At 72.1% G+C, this 26257-nt stretch carries 21 protein-coding genes; 2 read left to right on the plus strand and 19 right to left on the minus strand.

Annotated features, from left to right (window positions below):
• Positions 1–36 precede the first annotated feature (36 nt).
• The 11 genes from K329_RS0111130 to K329_RS26230 form a co-directional block, all read right to left on the minus strand.
• On the minus strand, positions 37–1029 hold the full coding sequence (locus tag K329_RS0111130; RefSeq protein ID WP_043643024.1) for a helix-turn-helix transcriptional regulator: 993 nt from the start codon (positions 1027–1029) through the stop codon (positions 37–39).
• The gene (locus tag K329_RS0111135; protein ID WP_028473100.1) at positions 1026–2015 is read right to left on the minus strand and encodes a helix-turn-helix transcriptional regulator; all 990 of its coding nucleotides are present in this window, start codon (positions 2013–2015) and stop codon (positions 1026–1028) included. Before K329_RS0111135 ends, K329_RS0111130 begins: the two co-directional genes overlap by 4 nt.
• Before the next feature lie 18 nt (positions 2016–2033).
• Positions 2034–3239, minus strand: a complete 1206-nt coding sequence (locus K329_RS0111140; protein WP_028473101.1) for an FKBP-type peptidyl-prolyl cis-trans isomerase — start codon at positions 3237–3239, stop codon at positions 2034–2036.
• Between the two features lie 103 nt (positions 3240–3342).
• Positions 3343–4704: a Pup--protein ligase gene (pafA, locus tag K329_RS0111145; RefSeq protein WP_028473102.1), complete on the minus strand. Its 1362-nt coding sequence runs from the start codon at positions 4702–4704 to the stop codon at positions 3343–3345.
• Positions 4705–4828: 124 nt separating this feature from the next.
• On the minus strand, positions 4829–5722 hold the full coding sequence (gene prcA, locus K329_RS0111150; RefSeq protein WP_028473103.1) for a proteasome subunit alpha: 894 nt from the start codon (positions 5720–5722) through the stop codon (positions 4829–4831).
• A complete protein-coding gene (gene prcB / locus K329_RS0111155) occupies positions 5719–6579 on the minus strand; it encodes a proteasome subunit beta (RefSeq protein ID WP_043643026.1) in 861 nt (286 codons plus the stop codon). Before prcB ends, prcA begins: the two co-directional genes overlap by 4 nt.
• Positions 6580–6582: 3 nt before the next feature.
• Entirely contained in the window at positions 6583–6780 is a 198-nt protein-coding gene (locus K329_RS0111160) for a ubiquitin-like protein Pup (RefSeq protein ID WP_028473105.1), read from the minus strand.
• A 52-nt stretch (positions 6781–6832) separates the two neighbouring features.
• Positions 6833–8341: a depupylase/deamidase Dop gene (gene dop / locus K329_RS0111165; RefSeq protein WP_043643027.1), complete on the minus strand. Its 1509-nt coding sequence runs from the start codon at positions 8339–8341 to the stop codon at positions 6833–6835.
• A gap of 69 nt (positions 8342–8410) precedes the next feature.
• Complete coding sequence (gene arc, locus K329_RS0111170) at positions 8411–10162, minus strand: proteasome ATPase (RefSeq protein WP_028473107.1); 1752 nt, start codon at positions 10160–10162, stop codon at positions 8411–8413.
• 169 nt (positions 10163–10331) lie between these two features.
• Positions 10332–11330, minus strand: a complete 999-nt coding sequence (locus K329_RS26225) for a tRNA (adenine-N1)-methyltransferase (protein WP_157571681.1) — start codon at positions 11328–11330, stop codon at positions 10332–10334.
• A gap of 67 nt (positions 11331–11397) precedes the next feature.
• Complete coding sequence (locus K329_RS26230) at positions 11398–12585, minus strand: site-2 protease family protein (RefSeq protein ID WP_043643028.1); 1188 nt, start codon at positions 12583–12585, stop codon at positions 11398–11400.
• Positions 12586–12651: 66 nt separating this feature from the next.
• Between K329_RS26230 and K329_RS26235 the strand changes: the two genes are divergently transcribed.
• Positions 12652–13644, plus strand: a complete 993-nt coding sequence (locus tag K329_RS26235; RefSeq protein ID WP_084541213.1) for a RecB family exonuclease — start codon at positions 12652–12654, stop codon at positions 13642–13644.
• Here the strand turns inward: K329_RS26235 and K329_RS0111190 are convergent.
• The 7 genes from K329_RS0111190 to metH all read right to left on the minus strand — a co-directional run bounded on the left by K329_RS0111190 (position 13577) and on the right by metH (position 23877).
• A complete protein-coding gene (locus tag K329_RS0111190; protein ID WP_028473108.1) occupies positions 13577–14677 on the minus strand; it encodes an ABC transporter ATP-binding protein in 1101 nt (366 codons plus the stop codon). The genes K329_RS26235 and K329_RS0111190 overlap by 68 nt on opposite strands.
• Complete coding sequence (locus K329_RS0111195; RefSeq protein ID WP_245596523.1) at positions 14677–15741, minus strand: ABC transporter ATP-binding protein; 1065 nt, start codon at positions 15739–15741, stop codon at positions 14677–14679. The genes K329_RS0111190 and K329_RS0111195 overlap by 1 nt, the downstream gene beginning before the upstream one ends.
• A gap of 5 nt (positions 15742–15746) precedes the next feature.
• Positions 15747–16709: an ABC transporter permease gene (locus tag K329_RS0111200; protein WP_028473110.1), complete on the minus strand. Its 963-nt coding sequence runs from the start codon at positions 16707–16709 to the stop codon at positions 15747–15749.
• The gene (locus K329_RS0111205; RefSeq protein ID WP_028473111.1) at positions 16706–17710 is read right to left on the minus strand and encodes an ABC transporter permease; all 1005 of its coding nucleotides are present in this window, start codon (positions 17708–17710) and stop codon (positions 16706–16708) included. Before K329_RS0111205 ends, K329_RS0111200 begins: the two co-directional genes overlap by 4 nt.
• A gap of 67 nt (positions 17711–17777) precedes the next feature.
• Entirely contained in the window at positions 17778–19418 is a 1641-nt protein-coding gene (locus K329_RS0111210; protein ID WP_052336764.1) for an ABC transporter substrate-binding protein, read from the minus strand.
• A gap of 131 nt (positions 19419–19549) precedes the next feature.
• A complete protein-coding gene (locus tag K329_RS0111215) occupies positions 19550–20227 on the minus strand; it encodes an HAD family hydrolase (RefSeq protein ID WP_028473113.1) in 678 nt (225 codons plus the stop codon).
• A gap of 2 nt (positions 20228–20229) precedes the next feature.
• Entirely contained in the window at positions 20230–23877 is a 3648-nt protein-coding gene (gene metH, locus K329_RS0111220) for a methionine synthase (protein WP_245596536.1), read from the minus strand.
• Between the two features lie 209 nt (positions 23878–24086).
• On the opposite strand from metH, the gene K329_RS0111230 reads away from it, so the two are divergent.
• Positions 24087–24938 carry a PAC2 family protein gene (locus tag K329_RS0111230; RefSeq protein WP_028473115.1) on the plus strand — a complete coding sequence of 284 codons (852 nt, stop codon included), beginning with the start codon at positions 24087–24089 and terminating at the stop codon, positions 24936–24938.
• A gap of 44 nt (positions 24939–24982) precedes the next feature.
• Here K329_RS0111230 and mshC read toward each other — a convergent pair whose 3' ends face one another.
• The gene (gene mshC / locus K329_RS0111235; RefSeq protein WP_028473116.1) at positions 24983–26221 is read right to left on the minus strand and encodes a cysteine--1-D-myo-inosityl 2-amino-2-deoxy-alpha-D-glucopyranoside ligase; all 1239 of its coding nucleotides are present in this window, start codon (positions 26219–26221) and stop codon (positions 24983–24985) included.
• Between the last annotated feature and the right edge of the window lie 36 nt (positions 26222–26257).

Consider the following 26257-nt stretch of genomic DNA (forward strand, 5'->3'; position numbering starts at 1 on the left):
TCTCCTCGGTCGCGGTCTCGTCCATCGTACGCGTCCTCACTCGTAGAGGCTGAGGGTCGCCTGTGCACGTGCTGTCAACGCCTCGGTGAACTCCCGTGGTCGTACGACGTGCGCCGCGGGCGCCAGACGGAGCAGCAGCCGCTCGAGCCAGCGCCGGTCGGCCACGTGCAGGTCCACCTCGAGCGACCCGTCGGCCGCCGTCCGCGTCTCCTCCACCGGGTAGTACTCCGGGAACCAGCGTGCCTCGGCGCCCAGGCGCAACGTCACCAGCACGCTCGAGGGCGGCGGCACGAAGAGCTCGGTCGAGAGGTCGCGGACCGGCTCGGGCGCCGTCACGACCGGCGTCTCGAGCAGCTCGGCGTCGTGGATGCGGTCGACCCGGAACAGCCGCGGCGCCTCGGCCGCGTGGCACCAGGCGTCGAGGTAGAGCCGTCCGCCCTCCTCGGCGACGCCCCGCGGGTCGACGGTGCGTGCGGAGACCTCGTCGCGAGCGTGCACGTGGTAGGTGAGCCGCACCTGGCGGCCCTCGGCGACGCCCCGCTCGAGGATCGTCAGCACCGTGGGGTCGGCCGCGTCCTCCTCCGGGGCGTCGAGGCCCGGCTCGACGACCGCCGCCCCCCGCCCCAGCACGCCCTCGAGCTTCGCGAGCGTCCGGTCGACGACCGCCCGGGTCTCCTCGCCCGACCCGGAGCGCACGGAGCGGAGCGCGACGACGAGCGCGGACGCCTCCGTCGGCGTGAGCCGCAGCGGGCGGTCGAGGTAGTCGGCGTTCGACACCCGGATCACCCGGTCGCCGTCGGCGTCGAGCAGGGCGTCGAGGTCGACGTCGATGAGGTCGTCGGGGTAGCCGCCCGGCAGGCCGCACATGAGCAGCACCCGCAGGTCCTTCACGATCTGCGCCGGCGGCACGCCGAGGTCGCGGGCGGCCTCCTCGAGGTGCACGGCGCCGCGCGAGTGCAGGTACGGCACCAGCGCCAGCAGGCGGGCCACCTGCAGCTGGGCGTGCGGCACGTGGGGGGCGGGGCTCATGCGCCGACCTCGACGAGACGGCGCAGCCGCGCGACCACGGTGTCGCGCAGGGACGACGGGGAGAGGACGACGACGTCGGGGCCGTGGCTCAGCACCAGCTCGGCGACGGTCGTGTCGGAGCGGTCGAGCACGACGCGGTCCCAGTCGGACGCGTCGTCCGGGCCGTCGACGCCGATCTCGACCTCCGCGGCGTCGCGCCGCAGCGCGAAGCCCGACCCGCGCCGTACGAGCAGGACGGCCTGCTCCCCCGCCGGCGGCGGCGGGGCGAGACGGCGGGCCACCTCGCCGATGTCGACGCCCTCCGGGGGCTCGTACGAGTCCCGCTCCCCGGCGGTGATCTCGTCACCGACCACCCGGGAGAGCCGGAAGACCCGCTCGGCGTCGCGGTCGAGGTCGAACCCCACGACGTACCAGCGGCCGGCGTAGCGGGCGATGCCCCACGGCTGGAGGTGGCGTCGGACCGGCGTGGCGTCCTTCGAGCCCCGGTAGTCGAAGCGCACGTCACGCCGCTCCTGCACCGCGGCGAAGAACTGGTCGAACGTCGGCTCCACCGACGCCAGGCGCGGCTGCGCGACCCCGCCGAGGGCCTCGTCGCCGCCGAGCAGGTCGACGGGCACGCCGGCCGCGGCCAGCTTGCGGAGGCCCTCCCGGGTCGCGTCGGCCATGCGGGCGCTCTCCCACACCTTCGTGGCGACGCCGAGCACGGCGGCCTCGTCTGGCTCGAGCACCAGGTCGGGCAGCGCGAACTCGCCGGGCTGCACGCGGTAGCCGGGCTCGTCGTCGAACAGCGGGTCGCGCTGGCCGACCTCGAGCGGCACGCCGAGGCTGCGGAGCTCCTCCTTGTCGCGCTCGAACATCCGCTCGAACGCCTCGTCGGTGGAGTCCGCGTAGAGCACCTCGCGGATGCGCTCCTTCGGGACGTAGTGCCGCTGCACGAGAAGCATGATGAGCAGCTTCAGCAGGCGCTCGCTCTTCGGCAGGGGCACGGGGAGGTCAGTCCGTCGTCACTCGGTGGGCGCGACGGAGGGCTCGGCCGAGGGGTCGACCGGCTCGGTCGCGGCGGGATCCGTGGCGCTCGGGTCGGCCGGCTCGGTCGCCGCCGGGTCCGTGGCGGCCGGGTCGGTGGCGGTCGGGTCGGTGGGCTCGGTGGTGGGCTCCTCGACCGGGAGCGGCTCGGGCACGACGACGGAGCCGAGCACGTCGACCACGAAGTAGAGGGTGTCGGTGCCCGTGATGCCCGCGCCCTCGTTGCCCTCGGCGCCGTACCCCAGCTCCGGCGGGATCACGAGCACCACGCGGCTGCCGGCCTTGAGACCGACGAGGCTCTGGTTCCAGCCCTCGATGACGCCGGCCAGCGGGCCGCCGACCACGAACGAGCGGGGCAGGCCGCCGGAGTAGGACTCGTCGAACGGGGCCTCGCCCTCGAAGACCTGACCGAGGTAGTTCGCGATGAGGGTGGCACCCTCCTCGACGACCGGACCGTCACCCTCCACGAGCGGGATGACCTGCAGCTCGTCGGTGGGCGGCGTGGCGTCGGTGAAGTCGAAGCCGGTGACGGCGGCGCCCTCCTCGATGAGGGCCGGGGTGCCCGCGGGGGCCTCGACGTCGGTGCCCTCGGGCCCGTCCAGCGCCGTGGCGAGCACGTCGACGACGAAGACGACGCCGTCCTTGTTGCCGATGCCGATGCCCGGCTGGCCGAGCGCGCCGAACGCGTCGTCGGAGTCGCTCGCCACCACGACGCGGGAGCCGGCCTTCTTGCCGACCAGGCTCTCGACGATCGAGGTGGGGAGGGCGAAGGTCTGCGGGTCGACGACGCCGGCGAACGGGCCCTGCTGCAGGACCTGCGCCTCCGTCGGCGACGGGGCCGCCGTGGTGATGCGGAAGACGCCGGGGCCGCTCGCGAACGTGTCGTACGCCTTCGACTCGGTGAAGCCGTTGCCGACCCAGACGCTGATCAGGGCGACGTCGTCCTCCTCGATCTCGGCGCCGTCACCCTCGATGGCGACGGTCGAGTCGAACCCGTCGGGGTCGATCTGGCCGTCGAACTCGACCTCGGGCTCCTGGCCGAACGTCCCGGAGACCGTCAGCGAGTCGGCACCCGCACCGCTGTCGTCGTCGGAGCCGCACGCGGCCAGGCCCGCGAGGGGCAGGACGGCGGCGAGCAGGAGGGCCGACGAGCGTCGACCCGGACGCTGCGGAGCAGAGCGCACGACAGAACACCAACTTCCACGATCCACGACTGGGGCGCGGTCACCCTACCGAGCGCGTCCCCGCGTCACGGTCGCCACCCCGGCGACGTGCCGACCGGTCGGGTCACATGCCGTCGATGAGGCGCTGCACCCGCTCGTCGTACGCCCGGAACGGGTCCTTGCAGAGCACCGTGCGCTGGGCCTGGTCGTTGAGCTTGAGGTGCACCCAGTCGACGGTGAAGTCGCGGCGGCGCTCCTGGGCCTTGCGGATGAACTCGCCGCGCAGGCGGGCCCGGGTGGTCTGCGGCGGCACCGACTTGGCCTCGAAGGTCTTGAGGTCGGTGGTGACGCGCGCCGTCTGGCCGCGCTTCTGCAGCAGGTAGAAGAGCCCGCGGTCGCGGCGGATGTCGTGGTAGGCCAGGTCGAGCTGGGCGACCCGCGGGTGGCTCATCGACAGGCCGTGCTTCGCCCGGTAGGCGTCGATGAGCTTCCACTTGATGACCCAGTCGATCTCGGTGTCGACGAGCCCGAGGTCGTCGGACTCGACGGCCTTGAGGCCCCGCTCCCAGAGGTCGAGCGCCTGCTCGATGACGGGCGTGGAGATCTGGCGGCGGTCGACGAAGTCGCGGGCCTTCGTGAGGTACTCGTTCTGGATGTCGAGGGCGCTGGCCTCGCGGCCGTTGGCCAGGCGCACCTTGCGACGGCCGGTCACGTCGTGCGAGATCTCGCGGATCGCCCGGATCGGGTTCTCCATCGTGAGGTCGCGCATCACGACGCCCTCCTCGATCATCCGCAGCACGAGGTCGCAGCTCGCCACCTTCAGCAGCGTCGTGGTCTCGCTCATGTTCGAGTCGCCGACGATCACGTGGAGGCGCCGGTACTTCTCGGCGTCGGCGTGGGGCTCGTCGCGGGTGTTGATGATGGGTCGGCTGCGCGTCGTCGCGCTGGAGACGCCCTCCCAGATGTGCTCGGCCCGCTGGCTCACCGAGTACGCCGCGCCCCGCGGCGTCTGCGTGATCTTGCCGGCGCCCACGACGATCTGCCGGGTCACCAGGAAGGGGATGAGGATGTCGGCGAGGCGGCTGAACTCGCCGGCCCGCCCCACGAGGTAGTTCTCGTGGCAGCCGTAGGAGTTGCCGGCCGAGTCGGTGTTGTTCTTGAAGAGGTAGATGTCGCCGGCGATGCCCTCGTCGTGGAGCCGCTGCTCGGCGTCGATCAGCAGGCCCTCGAGGACGCGCTCGCCCGCCTTGTCGTGGGCCACGAGCTCGGCGATGTCGTCGCACTCGGGCGTCGCGTACTCCGGGTGGCTCCCCACGTCGAGGTAGAGGCGGGCCCCGTTGCGGAGGAAGACGTTGCTGCTGCGGCCCCAGGAGACCACGCGGCGGAAGAGGTAGCGCGCCACCTCGTCGGGGCTCAGCCGCCGCTGCCCGCGGAACGTGCACGTGACGCCGTACTCGTTCTCGATGCCGAAGATACGCCGGTCCATGAACGCACACTACGTCTCACCTGGGCACGCGGGAGGGCACACACCGAAGTGAGCCCGAACCGCAACGTGCGGTCCGGGCTCACTCGTGGTCGGGCTCGTGGGGCGCCGGTCTCCCGGCCCGCGCTCAGGGCGCGATCGGTGGCCGCTGGTCGCCGGCCGGAGGACCGTCCGCCGGAGGCGTCGGGCCCGTCGGCGGGTCGGCCAGCGGGTTCTCCGGGCCGGCCTCCGGGGGCTCGAACGGCGGCACCTCCGCCGTCTCCGGGCTGTCGTCCGCAGCCGGCGGCGACGCCGGGTCGGCCGCGGGCTCGGGCGCGCCGAGCAGCTCGGCGAGCTGCGGCGCGCGCAGCCGGCGGAACTTGCGCGGCTGCACCCGGGAGCGGTCGAGCACGGCCACCTCGAGCTGCTCGACGCCGATGCTGCGGTCGGCCTCCTCGCCCCGCTCGTCCTTGGTGTGGCCCAGCGCGGCGACCGCGAGCCGCAGGGCGCCCGTCAGGTCGGCCCCGGCGACGTAGTGCTCCTCGAGGTAGGAGCCGACGACGTCGGCGGCGCCGCCCATGACGGCGTACTTCTGCTCGTCGAAGACCTGGCCGTCGTACGTGAGCCGGTAGATCTGGTCGCCGGCCGACGTCTCCCCGATCTCCGCGACGAAGATCTCGACCTCGTACGGCTTCTCCCCGCCCGAGGAGAAGATCGCACCGAGGGTCTGGGCGTACGCGTTGGCGAGGCTGCGCCCCGTCACGTCACGACGGTCGTAGGAGTAGCCGCGCATGTCGGCGAGCCGGACACCCGCGATGCGCATCGACTCGAACTCGTTGTAGCGACCGACCGCGGCGAACGCGATCCGGTCGTAGATCTCCGAGACCTTGTGCAGCGCCTGCGACGGGTTCTCCGAGGCGAACAGCACCCCGCCGGCGTACTGCACGGCGACGACCGAGCGACCGCGGGCGATGCCCTTGCGCGCGAAGTCGGCGCGGTCCTTCATCTGCTGCTCGGGAGAGACGTAGAACGGCATGCTCATCGTGCGTCACCCTCCACCCGGGCGGCCGGCCCGTCCGGCCGCAGGAACCGTCCGGCTACCACGTCGTCGGCCAGCGCGCTGACCTCGTCCTCCGGCAGCCGGTTGCCGCCGTCGGCCGTGATGACGTGGACGATCGGGAAGATGCGTCGCGCCAGGTCGGGTCCGCCGGTGGCCGAGTCGTCGTCGGCCGCGTCGTACAGCGCCTGCAGCGCCACGAGCGCGGCGGTGCGGGCGTCGAGGTCGGTGCGGTAGAGCTTCTTCAGCGAGCCGCGCGCGAACAGCGAGCCGGAGCCCACGGCGTGGAAGCCGGTCTCCTCGCTGCGGCCGCCGACGACGTCGTAGCTGAAGATCCGACCCGTCTCGGTGTCGTGGTCGTAGCCCGCGAACAGCGGCACCACCGCGAGACCCTGCATGGCGAGCCCCAGGTTGCCGCGGATGAGGGCGGCGAGCCGGTTGGACTTGCCCTGCATCGAGAGCGTCGTGCCCTCGATCTTCTCGTAGTGCTCGAGCTCGAGCTGGAACAGGCGCACCATCTCGACGGCGAGCCCGGCGGTGCCGGCGATGCCGACGCAGCTGAACTCGTCGGCGGGGAACACCTTCTCGATGTCGCGCGACGAGATGATGTTGCCCATGGTCGCGCGCCGGTCGCCCGCCATCAGCACGCCGCCGGGGAACGTCAGGGTGACGATGGTCGTGCCGTGCGGCGCGAGGTCGGAGGCCGCCTGCTGCGCGGGGAGCGCGCGGCGCCCCGGCAGCAGGTCGGGCGCCTCGCGGCCCACGAAGTCGGCGAAGGACGAGGTGCCGGGGGTCAGGTAGGACGCGGGCAGGCGTCCACCGGTCGACGGCTCAACGCTCAACGGTCACTCCCCGCCCTTCTGGATGAACGACTTCACGAAGTCCTCGGCGTTGGACTCCAGGACCTCGTCGATCTCGTCGAGGATGTCGTCGACGTCGCCGTCGAGCGCTTCCTTGCGCTCGGCCACGTCGGTCTGGACCTCCTCGGTCGTCGACGTCTCGTCGTCGGTCGACCTGCGGGGCTGCTTGTGCTCCTGTGCCATGACCTGACCCTCCTCCGGCTCGCCCTGCGGCTGTTGTTTCGACCCTAGCCCGCTACCCGGTGAGCGCGGTGAACATCTGCTCCGCGGTCTCGCTCCGGTCGAGCAGCTCGCCCACGTGGGCGCGGGTGCCGCGCAGCGGATCGATCGTCGGGATGCGCTGCAGCGACTCGCGGCCCGGCAGGTCGAGGATCACCGAGTCCCACGAGGCGGCGGCCACGTTCTGCGGGAACTTCTCCAGGCACCGTCCCCGGAAGTAGGCGCGGGTCTCCGCGGGCGGGTCGTGCATCGCGCTCGTGATCTCTTCGTCGGAGAGCAGCCGCTCCATGCGGCCCGCGCGCACCAGCCGGTGGTAGAGCCCCTTCTCCGGACGGATGTCGGAGTACTGCAGGTCGACGAGCTGCAGCTTCGCGTCGTCCCAGCCCAGCCCGTCGCGCTGGCGGTAGGAGCGCAGCAGCTGGAGCTTCGCGACCCAGTCGAGCTCGCCGGCGAGCAGGAACGGGTCCTGCTCGAGGCGGTCGAGCACCGAGCCCCAGCGCACCAGGACGTCCTTGGTCTGCTCGTCGGCGTCGCCGCCGAGGCGCTCGTCGACGTACGCGTGCGCCAGCTCCAGGTAGACCCGCTGCAGCTGGACGGCGGTCAGCTTGCGCCCGTCCCGCAGGGCGACGAGCTGCTTCAGCGACGGGTCGTGCGAGACCGCGCGCAGCGCCGACACCGGGGTCTCGAGCGTCAGGTCGGCGGTGATGAACCCGTCCTCGATCATCGAGAGCACGAGGGCGGTCGTGCCGATCTTGAGGTACGTCGAGACCTCGGAGAGGTTCGCGTCACCGATGATCACGTGGAGGCGGCGGTACTTGTCCGGGTCGGCGTGCGGCTCGTCGCGGGTGTTGATGATCGGGCGCTTCAGCGTGGTCTCGAGGCCCACCTCGACCTCGAAGTAGTCGGCGCGCTGGCTGATCTGGAAGCCGTGGTCGCGGCCGTCCTGCCCGATGCCGACGCGGCCGGCGCCGCAGACCACCTGGCGCGAGACGAAGAAGGGCGTCAGGTGACGCACGATGTCGGCGAACGCGGTCGAGCGCCGCATCAGGTAGTTCTCGTGGGTGCCGTAGGAGGCGCCCTTGTTGTCGGTGTTGTTCTTGTAGAGCACGATCTGCTGGCCCTTGGGCAGCGACGCGGCGCGGAGGGTGGCGTCGTACATGATCTGCTCCCCCGCCTTCTCCCAGCGCACGACGTCGAGCGGGGTGACGACCTCGGGGGTGGAGAACTCGGGGTGGGCGTGGTCGACGTACAGCCGCGCGCCGTTCGTGAGGATGACGTTGGCAAGGCCGAGGTCCTCGTCGGTGAGCTGGCTCAGGTCGGCCTGGGCGCGGCTCATGTCGAACCCGCGGGCGTCCCGCAGCGGCGACTCCTCCTCGAAGTCCCACCGCGCCCGTCGAGCCCGCAGGGTCGAGCTGGCGTAGGCGTTCACCACCAGCGACGAGGCCGTCATCGGGTTGGCCGTCGGCTCCCCGACCACGCTGATCCCGTACTCGACCTCGGACCCCATCACGCGACGGACGCTCATGCTGCGAGCGTACGCCGCGGGCCCGGCGCCCTCCCGGCCGCCGGGCCCGTCGTGCTGCAGTCGTGCAGGTCAGAGGTACTGACCGGTGTTGCTCACCGTGTCGATCGAGCGACCGGGCTCCGTGCCCTGCTTGCCGGTGATGAGCGTGCGGATGAAGACGATCCGCTCGCCCTTCTTGCCGGAGATGCGCGCCCAGTCGTCCGGGTTGGTGGTGTTCGGCAGGTCCTCGTTCTCCTTGAACTCGTCGACGCACGCCTGCAGGAGGTGCTGCACGCGCAGCCCCTTCTGGTCGAGGTCGAGGAAGTCCTTGATCGCCATCTTCTTCGCCCGGTCGACGATGTTCTGGATCATGGCGCCGGAGTTGAAGTCCTTGAAGTACATGACCTCCTTGTCGCCGTTGGCGTAGGTCACCTCGAGGAAACGGTTCTCCTCGCTCTCGGTGTACATGCGCTCCACGGTGGCGCGGATCATGCCGTCGACGCAGCCCTGGCGGTCGCCGCCGAACTCGGCGAGGTCGTCGAGGTGCAGCGGCAGGCTCGTCGTCAGGTACTTGCTGAAGATGTCGCGTGCCGACTCCGCGTCGGGGCGCTCGATCTTGATCTTCACGTCGAGGCGGCCGGGCCGCAGGATCGCGGGGTCGATCATGTCCTCGCGGTTGGACGCACCGATGACGAGCACGTTCTCCAGCGTCTCCACGCCGTCGATCTCGCTCAGCAGCTGCGGCACGATCGTGTTCTCCACGTCGGAGGAGACACCGGAGCCACGGGTGCGGAAGAGCGAGTCCATCTCGTCGAAGAAGACGATGACGGGCGTGCCCTGCGAGGCCTTCTCCCGGGCGCGCTGGAAGACGAGCCGGATGTGGCGCTCGGTCTCGCCGACGTACTTGTTGAGCAGCTCGGGGCCCTTGATGTTGAGGAAGAAGGACTTGCCCTCCTGCCCCGTCTTCGCGGCGACCTTCTTGGCCAGCGAGTTGGCCACGGCCTTCGCGATCAGCGTCTTGCCGCAGCCGGGTGGGCCGTAGAGCAGGATGCCCTTCGGCGCCTTGAGCTCGTGCTCGACGAACAGGTCGGGGTGGAGGTAGGGCAGCTCGACCGCGTCCTGGATCTGCTCGATCTGGCCGCGGAGCCCGCCGATCGACTCGTACGCGATGTCGGGCACCTCCTCCAGCACGAGCTCCTCGACCTCGGACTTCGGCACCTTCTCGTAGACGTAGCCCGCGCGGGAGTCGAGGAGCAACGAGTCGCCCGCCCGGAGCTTCTCGTCGAGCAGCGGGTCGGCGAGGCGCACGACGCGCTCCTCGTCGGCGTTCGCGATCACCAGCACGCGCTGACGGTCGGCGAGCACCTCCTTGAGCATGACGACCTCGCCGACCTGCTCGAAGTCGAAGGCCGCGACGACGTTGAGGGCCTCGTTGAGCAGGACCTCCTGGCCCTTGCGGAGGTCGTCGAGCTCGACGTTCGGGCTCACCGACACGCGCAGCTTGCGGCCGCCGGTGAAGATGTCGACCGTGTCGTCCTCGTTGCGCTCGAGGAAGACGCCGAAGCCGCTGGGCGGCTGCGCGAGGCGGTCGACCTCCTCCTTGAGCTTGGTGATCTGGTCGCGGGCCTCCCGCAGCGTGCTCGCCAGCCGCTCGTTCTGGCTGGTGACGGCGGCGAGGGAGCGCTGGGTGTCGCTGAGGCGCAGCTCCCACCCACGGTTGCTGCCGGGCACGTCGGTGACCCGGCGGCGCAGCTCGGCGATCTCGGACTCGAGGGCACGCACCTGGCGGACAAGCTCTGCAGCCTGCTCCTGGCCGGCCCCTGCACTGTCGGACGTCGACATGGTCGTCACCTCCTGAGGGTGTCTTCGACCCTACTCGCGCAGACCTCCCACGGAAGGGATCGTCCACGGAAGTTCGTCACGATTCGGTCGCTGTCGACGCCGACCCGTGGCCGCACGGATCCGGAGGGCTCCGTGCGGCCCGGCACAACTGCCCGGACGGAGAGGTGGCTCAGTCCTCCACGGTCTCCTCGGCCACCTGCGCAGGCAGGTCGGCGGGGCGCGGACCGGAGTAGTCGACGCCGTACGCACCGGGGGCCGGCCGACGACGCTTGACCGGGGGACGCTCGCCCGGGGCCATCCGGCGGGCCGTCACGAGGAACGCGGTGTGGCCGATCATCTTGTGGCCGGGGCGTACGGCGAGGCCCTCCACGTGCCAGTCGCGCACGAGGGACTCCCACGCCTGCGGCTCGGTGAACCCGCCGTGGGCGCGGAGCGTCTCGACGACGCGGCTCAGCTGGGTGGTGGTCGCGACGTACGCGCAGACGATGCCGCCCGGCGTGAGGGCGTCGCCGACCGCGTCGACGCACTCCCACGGCGCGAGCATGTCGAGGATGATCCGGTCGGCCCGCTCGCCGCGCGCCGGCAGCTCCTCGGCGAGGTCGCCGAGCCGCAGGTCCCACGCCGGGTGCGTCTGGCCCTCGGGGGCGCCGAAGAACTGGGTCACGTTGCGTCGCGCGACCTCTGCGAACTCCTCGCGGCGCTCGTAGGAGGTGACCGCGCCGAAGGGGCCGACGGCCCGGAGCAGGGAGCAGGTGAGCGCGCCGGAGCCGACCCCGGCCTCGACCACCCGGGCGCCCGGGTAGATGTCGGCGAGCGCGACGATCTGCGCCGCGTCCTTCGGGTAGACGACGGCCGCGCCCCGGGGCATCGAGACGACGAACTCCGAGAGCAGGGGGCGGAACACCAGGTACTCGCCGCCGGCGGTCGAGGTGAGGGTGAAGCCCTCCTCGCGACCGATGAGGTCGTCGTGGTCGAGGCTGCCGCGGTTGGTGAAGAACTGCTTGCCCGCCACCAGGCAGATGTTGTGGCGCCGGCCCTTCTGGTCGGTCAGCCGCACCCACTCGCCCTCGCGCAGCGGGCCGCGGTGCACGCCCGACCAGGCCTCCGGCGGGACGTCGTCCGGGTGGGGCTCGGGGGCGGTCACGTTCTCGGGCACGTCGTCAGGCATGCGGGGAAGGGTAGTGGCCGCGCGGCCCCGGGGCCGCACCGACGACGGCGCACGGGGCGAGCAGGGCTCAGACGGGGACGCCGCGGATGGAGCGGTCGAGGTCGCGCACGGTGAGCACGCCGTACGTCGACCCGTCGGCCTCGACGAGCAGGTACTCGCTCGCCGGCTGCTCGCGCAGCGCGTCGACCAGGGCGTCGCCGTGCAGGTCGGCGGGCAGCCGCATGCCGTCGGTGAGGGTGCGGCTCACGGTGGAGACGGCGGCCCAGGGGCGCCGTTCCTCGGGCATCTTCAGCAGGGCGGCCTCGTTGACGATGCCGACGGGGCGACCGTCGGGCCCGGCCGTGACGATGCCGCCGGCCTCCGTGGCCTGGGCCCGACGGACGGCCTCGGCCACCGACACGTCGGCGGGCACGAGCACCGGTCGGCGCGCGAGCTCACGGGCCACGAGCGACGGGATGCGCTGGCGGATCCTGGTCGTGCGGATCACGGAGGTGGCGCCCATCCAGAGGAAGGCCGCCACCACGCCCGCCAGCACGAAGTCGAGCAGCGTGGGCTGCACCCCGATCACCTCGCGCAGCACGAGGGGCCAGCCGAACAGCAGCACCACCGCCACGACCCGGCCGCCCCAGCCGGCCGCCAGGGTGCCGCGGTCGCGGCTGCCCGTCAGCTGCCAGACCCCCGCCTTGAGCACCCGGCCGCCGTCGAGCGGCAGGCCGGGCACGAGGTTGAGCACGCCGACGAGCAGGTTGGCGCCCGCGAGGCCCTCGACGGCCAGGAGCAGCAGACCGTCGGGGGTGACGAACCACAACCCGACGCCGGCGAGCCCGACCACGATCGAGGTGAGCGGACCGACCACGGCGATCACGAACTCCTCGCGGGGCCTGCGGGCCTCGGACTCGACGGCCGTCATGCCGCCGAGGAAGTGGAGGGTGATCGACGAGACCCGGTAGCCGTAGTGGCGGGCGGCGATCGCGTGGGACGCCTCGTGCAGCAGGATCGAGAGGTAGAGGATCACCGCGAAGGCGACGCCGGCGAGGTACTTGCCGGCGCCCAGGCCGGGCTGCACGGCCTCGACGCGCGGGGCCATCACGACGGCGATGAGCCCGGCGACCAGGAACCAGGAGGCCGACACCAGCACGTCGCTGCCCGCGATGGAGCCGATGCGGATCGTGCCGGCCGGTCGCGGGGGCTGCGGGCGCCGGGGTCGCTCCGGCGACGTCGGCTCGTGCGGCGTCGGAGGAGGGGGCGCGTCCACCTGCCCGAGGCTAGCCGACGACCCGCAGCCGGGCCGCTGTCAGCGGGCCGTCCTAGGGTGAGGGCCATGACCGCGCCCGGCCCGACGACCGCGTCCGGGCCGGAGGGGTCGCCGGCCGACCAGGCGTCCGCGCTCCCGCCCTCGGCCGACGTCGTCGGCTCGCTCTCGCCCAGCCGGGCCTCCGACTTCCTCACCTGCCCGCTGCTCTACCGCTTCCGCCACGTCGACCGGCTCCCCGAGGTGGTCTCGCCCGACGCGGTGCGGGGCACGGTCGTGCACAAGGTGCTCGAGCTGCTCTTCGACCTCGACGCCGCCGACCGCACGGCGGAGCGCAGCGAGGCCATGCTCGAGCCGGCGTGGGAGCAGGTCGTCGCCGAGCGCCCCGAGATCGCGGCGCAGTTCGAGGCCGACGGGCTCGACCACGAGGCGTGGCTGGCGACCTGCCGCACGGTCCTGGCGCGCTACTTCGGGCTGGAGGACCCCCGGCGCCTCGAGCCGGCCGAGCGGGAGCTCTACGTCGAGACGGTCACCGGCTCCCGCCTGCTGCTGCGCGGGTTCGTCGACCGGCTCGACGAGGCGCCGAACGGCATGCTCCGCGTGGTCGACTACAAGACCGGCAGGTCGCCCCGCCCCGGGTTCGAGGCCAAGGCGCTCTTCCAGATGAAGTTCTACGCCCTCGTGCTGTGGCGCACGCGCGGCGTCGTGCCGTCGGTGCTCCAGCTCGTGTACCTCGGCGACGGCGTCGTCGTGCGCTACGAGCCCGACGAGGCCGACCTGCTGGCGTGCGAGCGCAAGGTGGAGGCGGTCTGGGAGGCGATCTCGGAGGCGCGCACGAGCGGCACCTGGCTGCCGCGCAAGGGTCCGCTGTGTTCCTGGTGCAGCCACCGGTCGCTGTGCCCGGAGTACGGCGGCACTCCCCCGCCGCTGCCCGCCGCCGACGTCGCGCCGGGGTCCGTCGACGGGCCCGGGCCCGTCGACCTGCCCGACCCGGTCAGCCTGCCGCGCCCACCGGGTCCGGAGCCGGGTCGGTCGGCTCCCCCGCCGCCTCCTCCGGCGTGACCTCGTGCGGGGTGATCCGTCCGGCCTCGATGTCCTCCGCGAAGTGGCACGCCACCCGGTGGCCGGCGCCCGCTCCGGTCACGTCGACCAGGCGCAGCTCGGGCCGGTCGGTGTCGCAGCGGGTCTCCTGGCGGAACGGGCAGCGGGTGTGGAAGCGGCACCCCGACGGCGGGTCCGCCGGTGACGGCAGGTCCCCCTGAAGCAGCAGACGCCGCCGGCCGTCCTCCACGTCGGGGTCGGGCACCGGCACCGCCGACATCAGCCCCCGCGTGTAGGGGTGGAGCGGCAGGTCGTAGAGGTCGTCGGACGCCGCCTGCTCGACCACGCCGCCGAGGTACATGACGGCCACCTCGTCCGAGACGTGCCGCACCACGGCGAGGTCGTGGGCGATGACGAGGTAGGCGAGGCCGAGCGCCTCCTGGAGGTCCTCCAGCAGGTTGAGCACCTGCGCCTGGATGGAGACGTCGAGCGCGGAGACGGGCTCGTCGGCGATCACCAGGCGCGGCTCGAGCGCCACCGCGCGGGCGATGCCGATGCGCTGGCGCTGGCCACCGGAGAACTCGTGGGGGTACTTGCGGGCCGCCGACCGGGGCAGCCCGACCTGCTCGAGCAGCGCCGCGACGCGCTCGGTGCTCGCCGGCAGGCCGTGGGCCCGCAACGGCTCGGACAGGATCGTCTCGACCGACTGGCGGGGGTTGAGGCTGGCCAGCGGGTCCTGGAACACCATCTGGAGGTCGCGACGGTGGCGGCGCAGCTCCTCGCCCCGCAGGCTCGCGAGGTCGGTGCCGTCGAACTCCACGGTGCCCTCGGTCACCGGCGCCAGGCGCAGGATGGCGCGGCCGAGCGTCGACTTGCCGCAGCCGGACTCGCCGACGATGCCGAGGGTGGAGCCGGCCGGCACGTCGAGGTCGACGCCGTCGACCGCCTTCACCGCCCGGCCGCGCCCGCCGCGGCCCCTCAGCGGGTAGTGGACCTTGAGCCCGCGGACGCGCAGCAGCGCGTCGCCCGTCTCCGGTGCGGTCGGTGCCGTCATCACAGCTCCTTCGTGAGGGCGGCCGGGGTGGTGAGCGGGTGGAAGCACCGCAGCCCTCGGCCGTCGGCGTGCTCGAGACGGGGCGACGTCGTGCGGCAGGTGTCGTCGGCGTGGGCGCAGCGGGGCGAGAACGCGCACGCGTCCGTCCACGGCACCGTCTGGGTCGGCGACCCGGGGATCGGGGTCAGCGGGCGTCCGCGAGGGGTGTCGAGGCGCGGGATGCTCGCCAGCAGCCCCCCGGTGTAGGGGTGCGCCGGACTGCGGAAGAGCGGGCGGCGCGGCGCCTGCTCGACGATGCGGCCGGCGTACATCACGTTGACCTCGTCGCAGACGCCGGCGACGACGCCGAGGTCGTGGGTGATGAGGAGCAGCGCCGCCCCGGCCTCGTCGACGAGCTCGGCGAGCACGTCGAGCACCTGGGCCTGGATGGTCACGTCGAGCGCCGTCGTCGGCTCGTCGGCGATGAGCAGGCGCGGCTCGCAGGCCAGGGCGATGGCGATGAGGACGCGCTGGCGCATGCCCCCCGACAGCTGGTGGGGGTGGTCGTCGAGGCGGCGCCGGGGGTCGGGGATGCCGACCTTCGCGAGCAGCTCGGCGGCGCGCTCCCGCCGCTCCTTGCGCCGCATCCCGAAGTGCCGCTGCAGCACCTCGCCGATCTGGGTGCCGACGGGCACGACGGGGTTGAGGGAGGTCATCGGGTCCTGGAAGACCATCGCGACCTCGCGGCCCCGCAGCCGGTCGAGGCGCTTGCGGTCGGCGAGCAGCAGGTCCTCCCCGTCGAAGAGGATCTGCCCGCTCACCTCGACGCCGCGCCGCGGGAGCAGACCCATGACGGCCATCGAGGTCACGGACTTGCCGCTGCCGGACTCCCCCACCAGGCCGACGTTCTGGCCCGGCGAGACGGTGAACGACACCTCGTCGACGGCGGTGACCGCCCGGTCGCGGCCGGTGAAGCGGACCCGCAGGTCGCGGACCTCCAGCAACGGGGCACCGGGCGTCGCGGGCCCCGCACCACCGCCCGGGACGGGCTCGGGCGTGGGGGACGTCGTGGTCGGGACGGCCACGGGGCTCACCTCCGCGTTCGGGGGTCGAGGGACTCGCGCAGGGCCTCGCCGAACAGCGTGAAGCCGAGCGCGGTGATGGCGATGGCCACCCCGGGCAGGATCGCGAGCCGGGCCGCGTCGTCGAAGCGGTCCTGCGCGGCGACGAGCATGCGGCCCCACTCGGCGATGGCCGGGTCGGGCGCCCCGAGGCCGAGGTAGGACAGGGCGGCGACCTCGATGATCGCGGTGGCGAGGTTGAGCGTCGCCTGGACGATCGTCGGGCCCATCGAGTTGGGCAGCATGTGGCTCATCACGATGCGCGAGCGGCGCAGCCCGAGCGCGTTGGCGGCCAGCACGTAGTCGGCCTTGCCCTGCGCCAGCATCGAGCCGCGCAGCAGCCGGGCGAACACCGGCACCTGGGCGGCACCGATGGCGATGACGACCGCGGTGCCGCTCTGGCCCAGCATCGCCGCGATGCTCACGGCGAGCAGGAGGCTCGGCACGGCCAGCATGATGTCGACGAGCCGCATGATCGTGGCGTCGACGACGGTGCCGAACCGGCCGCCGACCGCACCGAAGCCGCCGGCGAGCGCCCCCAGCGTCGCGCCCACCGCCAGGCCGAGCACGGTGGAGATGACGCCGTACAGGAGCGACTGGCGCGCGCCGTAGACCAGCTGGGTCCAGAGGTCGGAGCCGTAGCGGTCGAGCCCCAGCCAGTGGTCGGCCGAGGGGCCGGGGATCTCGGTGGTGGTGACGTCGCCGGCCCACTGCGTCGAGCCGGGCTGGTACGACGTCAGCAGCGGCGCGGCGGCCGCCACCACGACGAACAGCGCGACGATGACGGCGCCGCACCAGGCGGTGGGACTGCGGCGGAGCCGCCGGAACGCCCCCTGCCACAGGCTGAGCCCGCCCTCGAGGTCCTTGTCGTCGAGCGCGACGGAGGCACCGGGCGTGGTGCTCGGGCCGGCCGGGGGGATGGGGATGCTCATGCGGCCCTCACTCGGGGGTCGATGAGGCCGTAGACCACGTCGACCAGCAGGTTGATGAGGCAGTAGAGGAGCGCGATGAACAGGATGAACCCCTGCAGGACGGGGTAGTCGCGCCGGGTGATCGCGGTGAAGAGGTAGGAGCCGATGCCGTTGAAGGAGAAGACGGTCTCGGTCAGCACCGCGCCCGAGAGCAGCAGGCCCGCCTGCAGACCGATGGTCGTGACGACCGGCAGCAGGGCGTTGCGCAGCACGTGGCGTCGCGAGATCGTCGCCGCCGCGAGGCCCTTGGCGTGGGCGGTGCGCACGTAGTCCTCGTTGAGCACGTCGGCCACGGCCGCCCGCGTGATCCGCACGATGATCGCGAGCGGGATCGTGCCGAGCGCGATCGCCGGCAGCACGAGGTGGGCCATGGCGTTGAAGGCCGCGTCCCACTCCTGCGTGAGGAAGCCGTCGAGCACGTAGAAGTTCGTCACGTGCGTGGCGTCGATGCGGGGGTCCTGCCGCAGGCCCGTCGGCAGCCACCCCAGCCAGTTGGCGAACACGAGCTTGAGCAGGATGGCGAGGAAGAAGACGGGCGTCACGACGCCGAGCAGCGACCCGGTGACCACCGTGGTGTCGAGCCAGCGGCCCTGGTGGCGCGCGGCGAGGTAGCCGAGCGGCACCCCGATCACGACCGCGAACAGCAATGCCGTCACCGCCAGCTCGATGGTGGCCGGGAAGTAGTCGATGAACGACTCCGTCACCGGCCGCCCCGTCTGGATGGACGTGCCGAAGTCACCGCGCAGGAGCGCGCCGACGTAGCTGACGTACTGCTCGACCAGCGGCCGGTCGAACCCGTAGACCTCGTTGATCCGCTCCACCCCCGCGTCGGTGGCGCGCTCCCCGAGGAGGGACCGGGCCGGGTCCCCGGGGAGCGCGCGCACCCACGCGAAGAGCAGGACGGAGAGCCCGATCAGCACGGGGACCAGCAGGAGCAGCCTGCGGACCACGAACCTGAGCACGCGCCTCAGCCCCTTCGTCGACGGGTCGGGAGATCAGCACCCGCCCCGCCGGGTGCGCCGGGGCCGGTCACTCCCCGACGGTGACGTTGTTCCAGACCTCGTCCTGCACGGGACTCGTCTGGTAGCCGTCGACCTCGGGCGCGAACGCGAGCGAGGGCACCGGGCTGGCGATCGGGACACCGGGCAGCAGGTCCATGACGTCGCGGTTCACCTGCTGGTAGAGCGGCTCCTGCTCCTCGGGCGAGGGCAGCGACCGCGGGGCCGCGATCTCCTCGAAGAGCGCCGGGTCGTCGAAGCCGAACTCCTGGCTCTGCTGGCCGAAGAAGACGCCGAGGAAGTTGTCGGTGTCGTCGTAGTCGCCCGTCCAGCCCAGCAGGTGGATGCCGTGGTCCTCCGTGGCCTGCACCTGCGGGATGTAGTCGTTCCACTCGTTCGAGACCGGCTCGACGACGAGGCCGACGGCCTCCAGCTGGCTGCGGATCGCGTTGAACGTGTCCTCCGGCTGGGGCATGTACGGCCGGCTGATGTTCGTCGGGTAGTTGAACGTGATGGTCGCGCCCGTGGCGCCGGCCTCTGCGAGCAGCTGCTCCGCGAGCTCCGGGTCGTACTCGTACTGGGTCACGTCGTTGGCGTAGCCCATGACGAGCTCCGGCACGAACTGGTCGGCCGGCAGGGTGCCCTCGGGCATCGAGGCGGCGATGACCGCCTCCTTGTCGATGGCGTGCGCGATCGCCTGGCGCACCCGGATGTCGCCGAACGGCTCCTGCGCCTGGTTGAAGCCGAGGTAGAGGATGTTGAACGGGTCGCGGTTCTCGATCTGGTAGCCGTCGTCCTGCAGCGGCGCCACGTCGGCCGGTCCCACGAGGTCGAAGCCGTCGATCTCGCCGTTGCGCAGCGCGTCCGCCCGACCGCGCGGCGACTCGATCTGCACGATGATCGCCTCGTCGACCTGGGCCACGTCGCCCCAGTAGTCGTCGTACCGCTCGAGCCGCACCTCGCCGCTGCCCTGGTCCCAGGCACCGAACTGGAAGGGACCGGTGCCGGTCGGGTGCTGGGTGCTGTAGTCGGTCGTCAGCACGTTGTCGGCCGCGTCGTCCTGGTACTCCTCGAGCGCGGTCGGGCTCTGCATCGAGAAGGCCGGCAGCGACAGCGCGGCGATGAAGCCGGCGAACGGCGACGTCAGGGTCACCGTGGCGGTCGTCTCGGCGTCGGCGGTGCAGCCGCCGTAGATGGCCGCGTCGGCGGTCGGGCCGGTCGCGAAGCCGCGGAAGAGCTTGCCGTAGTAGTAGGCCTTGTCGTCGGTCTGCTGGTTCTCCGGGGTGTTGTACCACCGGTCGAAGTTGGCGCAGACCGCCTCGGCGTCGAACGGCGTGCCGTCGTGGAACGTGACGCCCGACTTGAGCTCGAACTCGTAGGAGAGACCGTCCTCCGACTGCTCCCACGACTCGGCGAGCAGCGGGGCGGGCGTGACCTCCCCCGGGTTCGTGCCGACGAGGCCCTCGTAGAGCTGCCGCGTCACGCGGAACGTCTCGCCGTCGGAGGCGTAGAACGGGTCGAGGGTCTTCGGCGCCTCGGAGCCGGCGAAGACGAACGTGTTGCGGTCGTCGCCCTCACCCCGCTCGCTGTCGGCGCAGCCGACCAGCACCAGTGATCCCGCAGCGATGCCCGCGACGCAGGCGCGGAACGAACGAACTCCTGCTGTGGCCACTTCTCACCTCATGAACGCATCGCTTGCCGCCCGAGCGCGACAAGACGTCCCGGCAAGTTAGCGCCTCCGAGCCGTCCCGTCATGCCCCGAGGGCCCTCCGGGAGGTCGCGATCTGGCAACGATCGTGACGCTCAGCGGTCGACGAGGGTCCAGAGGCTCCGTGCGTCGAGCCCCGACAGCGAGTCGTGGAGCACCCGTCCGGGCCCCTCCGGCACCGGGACGTGGTGCGGCACGGCGAGCACGCGGCAGCCGGCGGCCTCCGCGGACGCCGCCCCCGTGGGCGAGTCCTCCAGCGCCACGCACGCCTGCGGCGGTACGCCGAGCGCGGCCGCCGCGGTGAGGTAGGGCTCGGGGTGCGGCTTGCCGTGCGCCACCTCGTCGCCCGTGACGACCGCGGCGAACGTGCCGGGCGGCAGCGTCGCGAGGATCGGCTCGACGAAGCGGCGGTACGACATCGTCACCAGCGCGCACGGCACGTCGCTCGCGACGAGGTCGGCGAGCAGCTCGCGGGCCCCGGGACGCCAGGGCACCTCGCGCCGTACGCGCTCGACCACCCCGTCGAGCAGCAGCTCGACGATCTCCTCGGCGCTCAGGTCGAGGCCCATGTGCTCGCGGATGTAGCGACCCGAGACCAGCAGGTCGTTGCCGACGAGGGCGAGCGCGTGCTCCGTGCTCCACGTGGCGCCGTACGTCGCCGCGAGCGCGAACTCGGTCTCGATCCAGTACGGCTCGGTGTCGACCAGCGTCCCGTCCATGTCCCAGAGCGCTGCCGCGGGCAGGTCGGCCGGGCCGGGCCGGTGCTCCCCCACGATCAGTCCTCCGGGTCGTAGCCGAGGTTCGCCGACAGCCAGCGCTCGGCCTCGGTGATGCTCCAGCCCTTGCGCTCCGCGTAGGACTCGACCTGGTCGCGCCCCACGCGGCCCACCACGAAGTACTGCGACTGCGGGTGCGAGAAGTACCAGCCCGACACCGCCGCGCCGGGCCACATGGCCATCGACTCGGTGAGCGTGATGCCCGTGGTGGCCTCGACGTCGAGCAACTCCCACAGCGTCAGCTTCTCGGTGTGCTCGGGGCACGCCGGGTAGCCGGGCGCGGGCCGGATGCCCGAGTACTTCTCCGCGATCAGGTCGGCGTTGCTCAGCTGCTCGTCGTCGACGTGGCCCCAGAACTCGGTGCGCACGCGCTGGTGCAGGCGCTCGGCGAAGGCCTCGGCCAGACGGTCGGCCAGGGCCTCGATCAGGATCGCGTTGTAGTCGTCGAGGTCGGCCTGGTAGGCCTTCACGCGCGCCTCCAGCCCGATGCCCGTCGTCACGGCGAAGCCGCCCACCCAGTCGGCGAGGCCGGAGTCGGTGGGCGCGACGTAGTCCGCGAGCGACCGGTTGGGCACGCCCTCGCGGTGGTCGCCCTGCTGGCGCAGGTGGTGGAGCGTCGCCCGGACCTCGGAGCGCGAGTCGTCGGTGTAGACCTCGGTGTCGTCGCCCGTGCCGTTGGCCGGGAAGAAGCCGAACACGCCCCGGGCGGTGAGCCACTTCTCCTCGACGATGCGGTCGAGCATGGCCTGCGCGTCGTCGTACAGCTTGCGGGCCACGTCGCCGGTCGCCGGGTTGTTGAGGATGTCGGGGAAGCGGCCCTTCATCTCCCACGCGTTGAAGAACGGCTGCCAGTCGATGTAGTCGCGCAGCTCGCCGATGTCGTAGTCCTCGAGCACGTGCACGCCGGGCTGGTTCGGCGCGGGCGGCACGTAGCCCTCCCACTCCACGGGCGTACGGCGCTCGCGCGAGGTCTCCAGCGAGAGCAGCCGGCGCTCCTGCTTGCCCGAGTGGCGGGCGCGCAGGGCGTCGTAGTCGACCTTCACGTCGGCGAGCAGCTTCGTGCGCTGCACCGGGGAGAGCAGCGCTGCGGCCGTCGGCACAGAGCGCGACGCGTCCTTCACCCAGACGACCGGGCCGTCGTAGCGCGGGTCGACCTTGACAGCCGTGTGGGCGCGCGACGTCGTGGCGCCGCCGATGAGCAGCGGGATCTCGAGGCCCTGGCGCTGCATCTCGTTCGCGAACCCGACCATCTCGTCGAGCGACGGCGTGATGAGGCCGGAGAGCCCGATGATGTCGGCCGAGTGCTCCTTCGCCGCGTCGAGGATCTTCTGCGCCGGCACCATGACGCCGAGGTCGATGACCTCGTAGTTGTTGCAGGCGAGCACGACGCCGACGATGTTCTTGCCGATGTCGTGCACGTCGCCCTTGACCGTGGCCATGATGATCGTGCCGTTGGTGTCCTTCGTCGCCGCGAGCGCGGGGTCGTTGGCCTTCTCCTCCTCGATGAACGGGATGAGGTAGGCCACCGCCTTCTTCATGACGCGGGCCGACTTCACGACCTGGGGCAGGAACATCTTGCCCGCGCCGAACAGGTCGCCGACGACGTTCATGCCGTCCATCAGCGGGCCCTCGATGACCTCGATGGGCCGACCGCCCCGCTCGGAGATCTCCTGCCGCAGCTCCTCGGTGTCGGCCTCGACGTGGGCGTCGATGCCCTTCACGAGGGCGTGGGTGATGCGCTCGCCCACGGGCAGCGAGCGCCACTCGTCGGCGACCTTCTCGGCCACCTCGCCCGTGCCGCGGTGCTGCTCCGCGATCTCGAGGAGCCGCTCGGTCGCGTCGGGTCGACGGTTGAGGATGACGTCCTCGATGCGGTCGCGCAGCTCGGGGTCGACCTCGTCGTACACGACCAGGGCGCCGGCGTTCACGATGCCCATGTCGAGCCCCGCCCGCACGGCGTGGAAGAGGAAGACCGCGTGGATCGCCTCGCGCACCGGGTTGTTGCCCCGGAACGAGAACGAGACGTTGGAGATGCCGCCGGAGACGCGCGCGCCCGGCAGGTTCGCCTTGATCCAGGCCGCGGCCTCGATGAAGTCGGTGCCGTAGGTGGCGTGCTCCTCGATGCCCGTCGCGACGGCGAAGACGTTCGGGTCGAAGATGATGTCGTCCGGGTCGAACCCGACCTCGTCGACGAGGATCCGGTAGGCGCGGGCGCAGATCTCCTTGCGCCGCTCCACCGAGTCGGCCTGGCCGTCCTCGTCGAAGGCCATGACGACGGCGGCGGCGCCGTACCGGCGCACGAGCGTGGCCTGGTGGCGGAAGGCGTCCTCGCCCTCCTTCATGGAGATCGAGTTGACGACCGGCTTGCCCTGGACGCACTTCAGGCCGGCCTCGATGACGTCCCACTTCGAGGAGTCGACCATCACGGGCACCCGGCTGATGTCGGGCTCCGAGGCGACCAGCTTGAGGAAGCGGTCCATGGCGGCGATGCCGTCGAGCATGCCCTCGTCCATGTTGACGTCGATGATCTGCGCACCGCTCTCGACCTGCTGGCCGGCGACCGAGAGGGCGGTGTCGTAGTCGCCGTCCTTGATGAGCTTCTTGAAGCGCGCCGAGCCGGTGACGTTGGTGCGCTCGCCGACGTTGACGAAGAGGCTGTGCTCGTCGACGGTCACGGGCTCGAGGCCCGCGAGCCGCAGGGCGGGACGCGCGGGCTCCCAGGTGCGCGGCGTCTTCCCCTCGACCGCGCCGGCGATGGCCGCGATGTGGGCGGGGGTGGTGCCGCAGCAGCCACCGACGAGGTTGACCAGCCCGGCCTCGGCGAACTCGCCCACGACCGCCGCGGTGGCCTCGGCCACCTCGTCGTACTCGCCGAAGGCGTTCGGCAGGCCGGCGTTCGGGTAGGCGGAGACGAACGTGTCGGCGACCCGGGCGAGGTCGGCCAGGAACGGTCGCATCTCCGCCGCGCCGAGCGCGCAGTTGAGGCCGACGAGCAGCGGGCGGGCGTGGCGCACCGAGTACCAGAACGCCTCGGTGGTCTGGCCCGACAGCGTGCGGCCGGAGGCGTCGGTGATGGTGCCGGAGATGATGATCGGCCAGCGGCGGCCCAGCTCCTCGAACAGCGCGTCGACGGCGAAGATCGCGGCCTTCGCGTTGAGGGTGTCGAAGATCGTCTCGACGATCAGGAGGTCGGCGCCGCCGTCGAGCAGGCCGCGGGCGGCCGTCGTGTACGCCGACACGAGCGCGTCCCACTCGACGTTGCGGGCGCCGGGGTCGTTGACGTCGGGGCTGATGGAGGCGGTGCGGGTCGTCGGGCCGAGCGCGCCGGCGACGTAGCGCGGCTTCTCGGGCGTCGACGCGGCGTCGCACGCGGCGCGGGCGAGGCGTGCGGACTCGTAGTTCAGCTCGTAGGCGAGGTCGACGAGGTCGTAGTCGGCGAGCGAGACCGCGTTCGCGTTGAAGGTGTTGGTCTCGATGATGTCCGCGCCGGCGTCGAGGTACTCGCGGTGGATCGCCTCGATGATCTGGGGCTGGGTGATGGTCAGCAGGTCGTTGTTGCCCTGCAGGTCCTCACCCGTCCAGTCGGCGAAGCGCTCGCCGCGGTAGCCCGCCTCGTCGGGGCGGTCCCGCTGGATGGCCGTGCCCATCGCGCCGTCGATCACTATGATCCGCTCCGCCAGGGCGCGGGTCAGGTCGGCGGTGCAGTCGGGGCGGTGGTGCGGATCGGTCACGAGGTCTACCTTCCGTCGCGGTCCCAGGGGATGGACCGCTGTTCCAGATCGTGACACTGCGGGGCGAACGCCGAGAAATCCTCGCTGCTGCCGTGGTCGTCGGTGGGCCGCACTACGCTGGCCGGATGATCGAGCTCGACGACGTCACCGGCCTGGTCGACCCCGTGGTCATCGCCGCCTTCGAGGGGTGGAACGACGCGGGCGACGCCGCCTCCGGGGTGGTGGACCACCTCATGGAGGCCTGGAGCGCCCGGGTGGTGGGGGCCATCGACCCCGAGGACTTCTACGACTTCCAGATGCACCGCCCGGTCGTGGGCACCGACGAGAGCGGCCACCGCCGTCTCACCTGGCCGACGACGCGCATCGCGATCGCCTCTCCCCCGGGCATGAACCGCGACGTGGTGCTGGTCCGCGGCATCGAGCCCAACATGCGCTGGCGCCAGTTCTGCGGCGAGCTGCTCGCCGCCTGCGACGACCTCGGCGCCTCGATGGTCGTCACCCTGGGCGCGCTGCTGGCCGACTCGCCCCACACCCGGCCGATCCCGGTCACGGGCACGGCCACCGAGCCCGAGCTCGTCGACCGGCTCAAGCTGGAGGAGTCGACCTACGAGGGGCCGACCGGCATCGTCGGCGTGTTCGGCGACGCGTGCGCCCAGCTCGACATCCCGTCGGTGTCCTACTGGGCCGCGGTGCCGCACTACGTGGCCCAGCCGCCGTGCCCGAAGGCGACGCTGGCGCTGATCGGCCAGCTGGAGGACCTGCTGGGCGTGAGCATCCCGCTCGGCGAGCTGCCGGAGGACGCCCGCGCCTGGGAGCGGGGCGTCGACGAGCTCGCCGAGGAGGACGAGGACATCGCGGAGTACGTGCGCGCCCTCGAGGAGAGCCGCGACACCGCCGACCTGCCGGAGGCGAGCGGCGAGGCCATCGCACGCGAGTTCGAGCGCTACCTCAAGCGACGCGGCTCGACCGACGGCTGACGCCGCGCATCGGGCCGTCGGGCCCGGTCCGGGCCCGGTCAGCGTCAGATCGAGAGGCCGAGGGCGGCGTCGATGACGTCGCGCACGGCCTGTCCGGCGGTGGGGTCCGAGGTGTCGGCGAGCCCGTCGGTGCCGAGGGTGGCGTCGACCCAGGCCTGGACCGACGCGAGCGCCGTCGGGGCGTCGAGGTCGTCCGCGACCGCGGCCAGCACCTGCGCGACGACCGCGTCGGCGGGTGCACCGGCGCCGAGCCACAGCGCCTTGCGCCACTGCTCGAGCGTCTCGGCCGCCTGCCACAGCAGGTCGTCGGTCCACTCCCAGTCGCTGCGGTAGTGGTGGCCGAGCAGCACGAACCGGATGGCCATCGGGTCGATGTCGCTGCGACGCAGCTGGGAGACGAAGACGAGGTTGCCCCGCGACTTCGACATCTTCTCGCCGTCGTAGGCCACCATCCCGGCGTGGGTGTAGGCACGGGCGAAGGGGTGGCTCGGGTCGGCGACCTGCACCTCGGAGGCGCTCATCTCGTGGTGGGGGAACACCAGGTCGCTGCCGCCGCCCTGCACGTCGAAGGCGCTGCCGAGGTGCTCCAGCGCGATCGCGGAGCACTCGATGTGCCAGCCTGGGCGACCCGGACCGAACGGGCTCTCCCACGCCGGCTCGCCCGGTCGCTCGGCCCGCCAGAGCAGGCAATCGAGCGGGTCGCGCTTGCCGGGGCGCTCGGGGTCGCCGCCGCGCTGGCCGAAGATCTCGAGCATCTGGTCGCGGTCCCAGCCGGAGACGCCACCGAACGCGGGGTCGGCCGTCACCGAGAAGTAGAGGTCGTCGTCGACGCGGTAGACCGCACCGGCGGCCTCGAGGCGCTGGATGAGCGCCACGACGAGCGGGATCGACTCGACGGCGCCGACGTACGCCGCGGGCGGCAGGACGCGCAGGGCCTCCATGTCGTCACGGAAGAGCTGGGTCTCGCGCTCGGCGAGGGCCACCCAGTCGATGCCGACCTTGGTGGCGCGCTCGAGCAGCGGGTCGTCGACGTCGGTGACGTTCTGCACGTACGTGACGTCGTGGCCGGCGTTGCGCCAGGCCCGCACCAGCAGGTCGAACCCGACGTACGTCGCCGCGTGCCCCATGTGGGTCGCGTCGTACGGCGTGATCCCGCAGACGTAGAGCCGCGCCGGACCGTCGGGGCTCGTGGTCACGAGGCGCCCGGAGGCGGTGTCGTGCACGGCCACCTCGGGACCCCGGACCGGGAGGGAGGGGACACTCGGGACTGACCACGCACGCATGGTGGGGAGCCTAATCGACCGACGCGCACGACTTTG

It is taken from the genome of Nocardioides alkalitolerans DSM 16699, assembly GCF_000426525.1.
Classification (GTDB): domain Bacteria; phylum Actinomycetota; class Actinomycetes; order Propionibacteriales; family Nocardioidaceae; genus Nocardioides; species Nocardioides alkalitolerans.

Excerpts from the sequence above, each read along its gene's own strand:
- K329_RS0111130 (WP_043643024.1), bottom strand. The coding sequence starts at position 1,029 with ATGAGCCCCGCCCCCCACGTGCCGCACGCCCAGCTGCAGGTGGCCCGC.
- pafA (WP_028473102.1), bottom strand. The coding sequence starts at position 4,704 with ATGGACCGGCGTATCTTCGGCATCGAGAACGAGTACGGCGTCACGTGC.
- prcA (WP_028473103.1), bottom strand. The coding sequence starts at position 5,722 with ATGAGCATGCCGTTCTACGTCTCTCCCGAGCAGCAGATGAAGGACCGC.
- K329_RS0111160 (WP_028473105.1), bottom strand. The coding sequence starts at position 6,780 with ATGGCACAGGAGCACAAGCAGCCCCGCAGGTCGACCGACGACGAGACG.
- dop (WP_043643027.1), bottom strand. The coding sequence starts at position 8,341 with ATGAGCGTCCGTCGCGTGATGGGGTCCGAGGTCGAGTACGGGATCAGC.
- arc (WP_028473107.1), bottom strand. The coding sequence starts at position 10,162 with ATGTCGACGTCCGACAGTGCAGGGGCCGGCCAGGAGCAGGCTGCAGAG.
- K329_RS26225 (WP_157571681.1), bottom strand. The coding sequence starts at position 11,330 with ATGCCTGACGACGTGCCCGAGAACGTGACCGCCCCCGAGCCCCACCCG.
- K329_RS26235 (WP_084541213.1), top strand. The coding sequence starts at position 12,652 with ATGACCGCGCCCGGCCCGACGACCGCGTCCGGGCCGGAGGGGTCGCCG.
- K329_RS0111190 (WP_028473108.1), bottom strand. The coding sequence starts at position 14,677 with ATGACGGCACCGACCGCACCGGAGACGGGCGACGCGCTGCTGCGCGTC.
- K329_RS0111200 (WP_028473110.1), bottom strand. The coding sequence starts at position 16,709 with ATGAGCATCCCCATCCCCCCGGCCGGCCCGAGCACCACGCCCGGTGCC.
- metH (WP_245596536.1), bottom strand. The coding sequence starts at position 23,877 with ATGGGCACGGCCATCCAGCGGGACCGCCCCGACGAGGCGGGCTACCGC.
- K329_RS0111230 (WP_028473115.1), top strand. The coding sequence starts at position 24,087 with ATGATCGAGCTCGACGACGTCACCGGCCTGGTCGACCCCGTGGTCATC.
- mshC (WP_028473116.1), bottom strand. The coding sequence starts at position 26,221 with ATGCGTGCGTGGTCAGTCCCGAGTGTCCCCTCCCTCCCGGTCCGGGGT.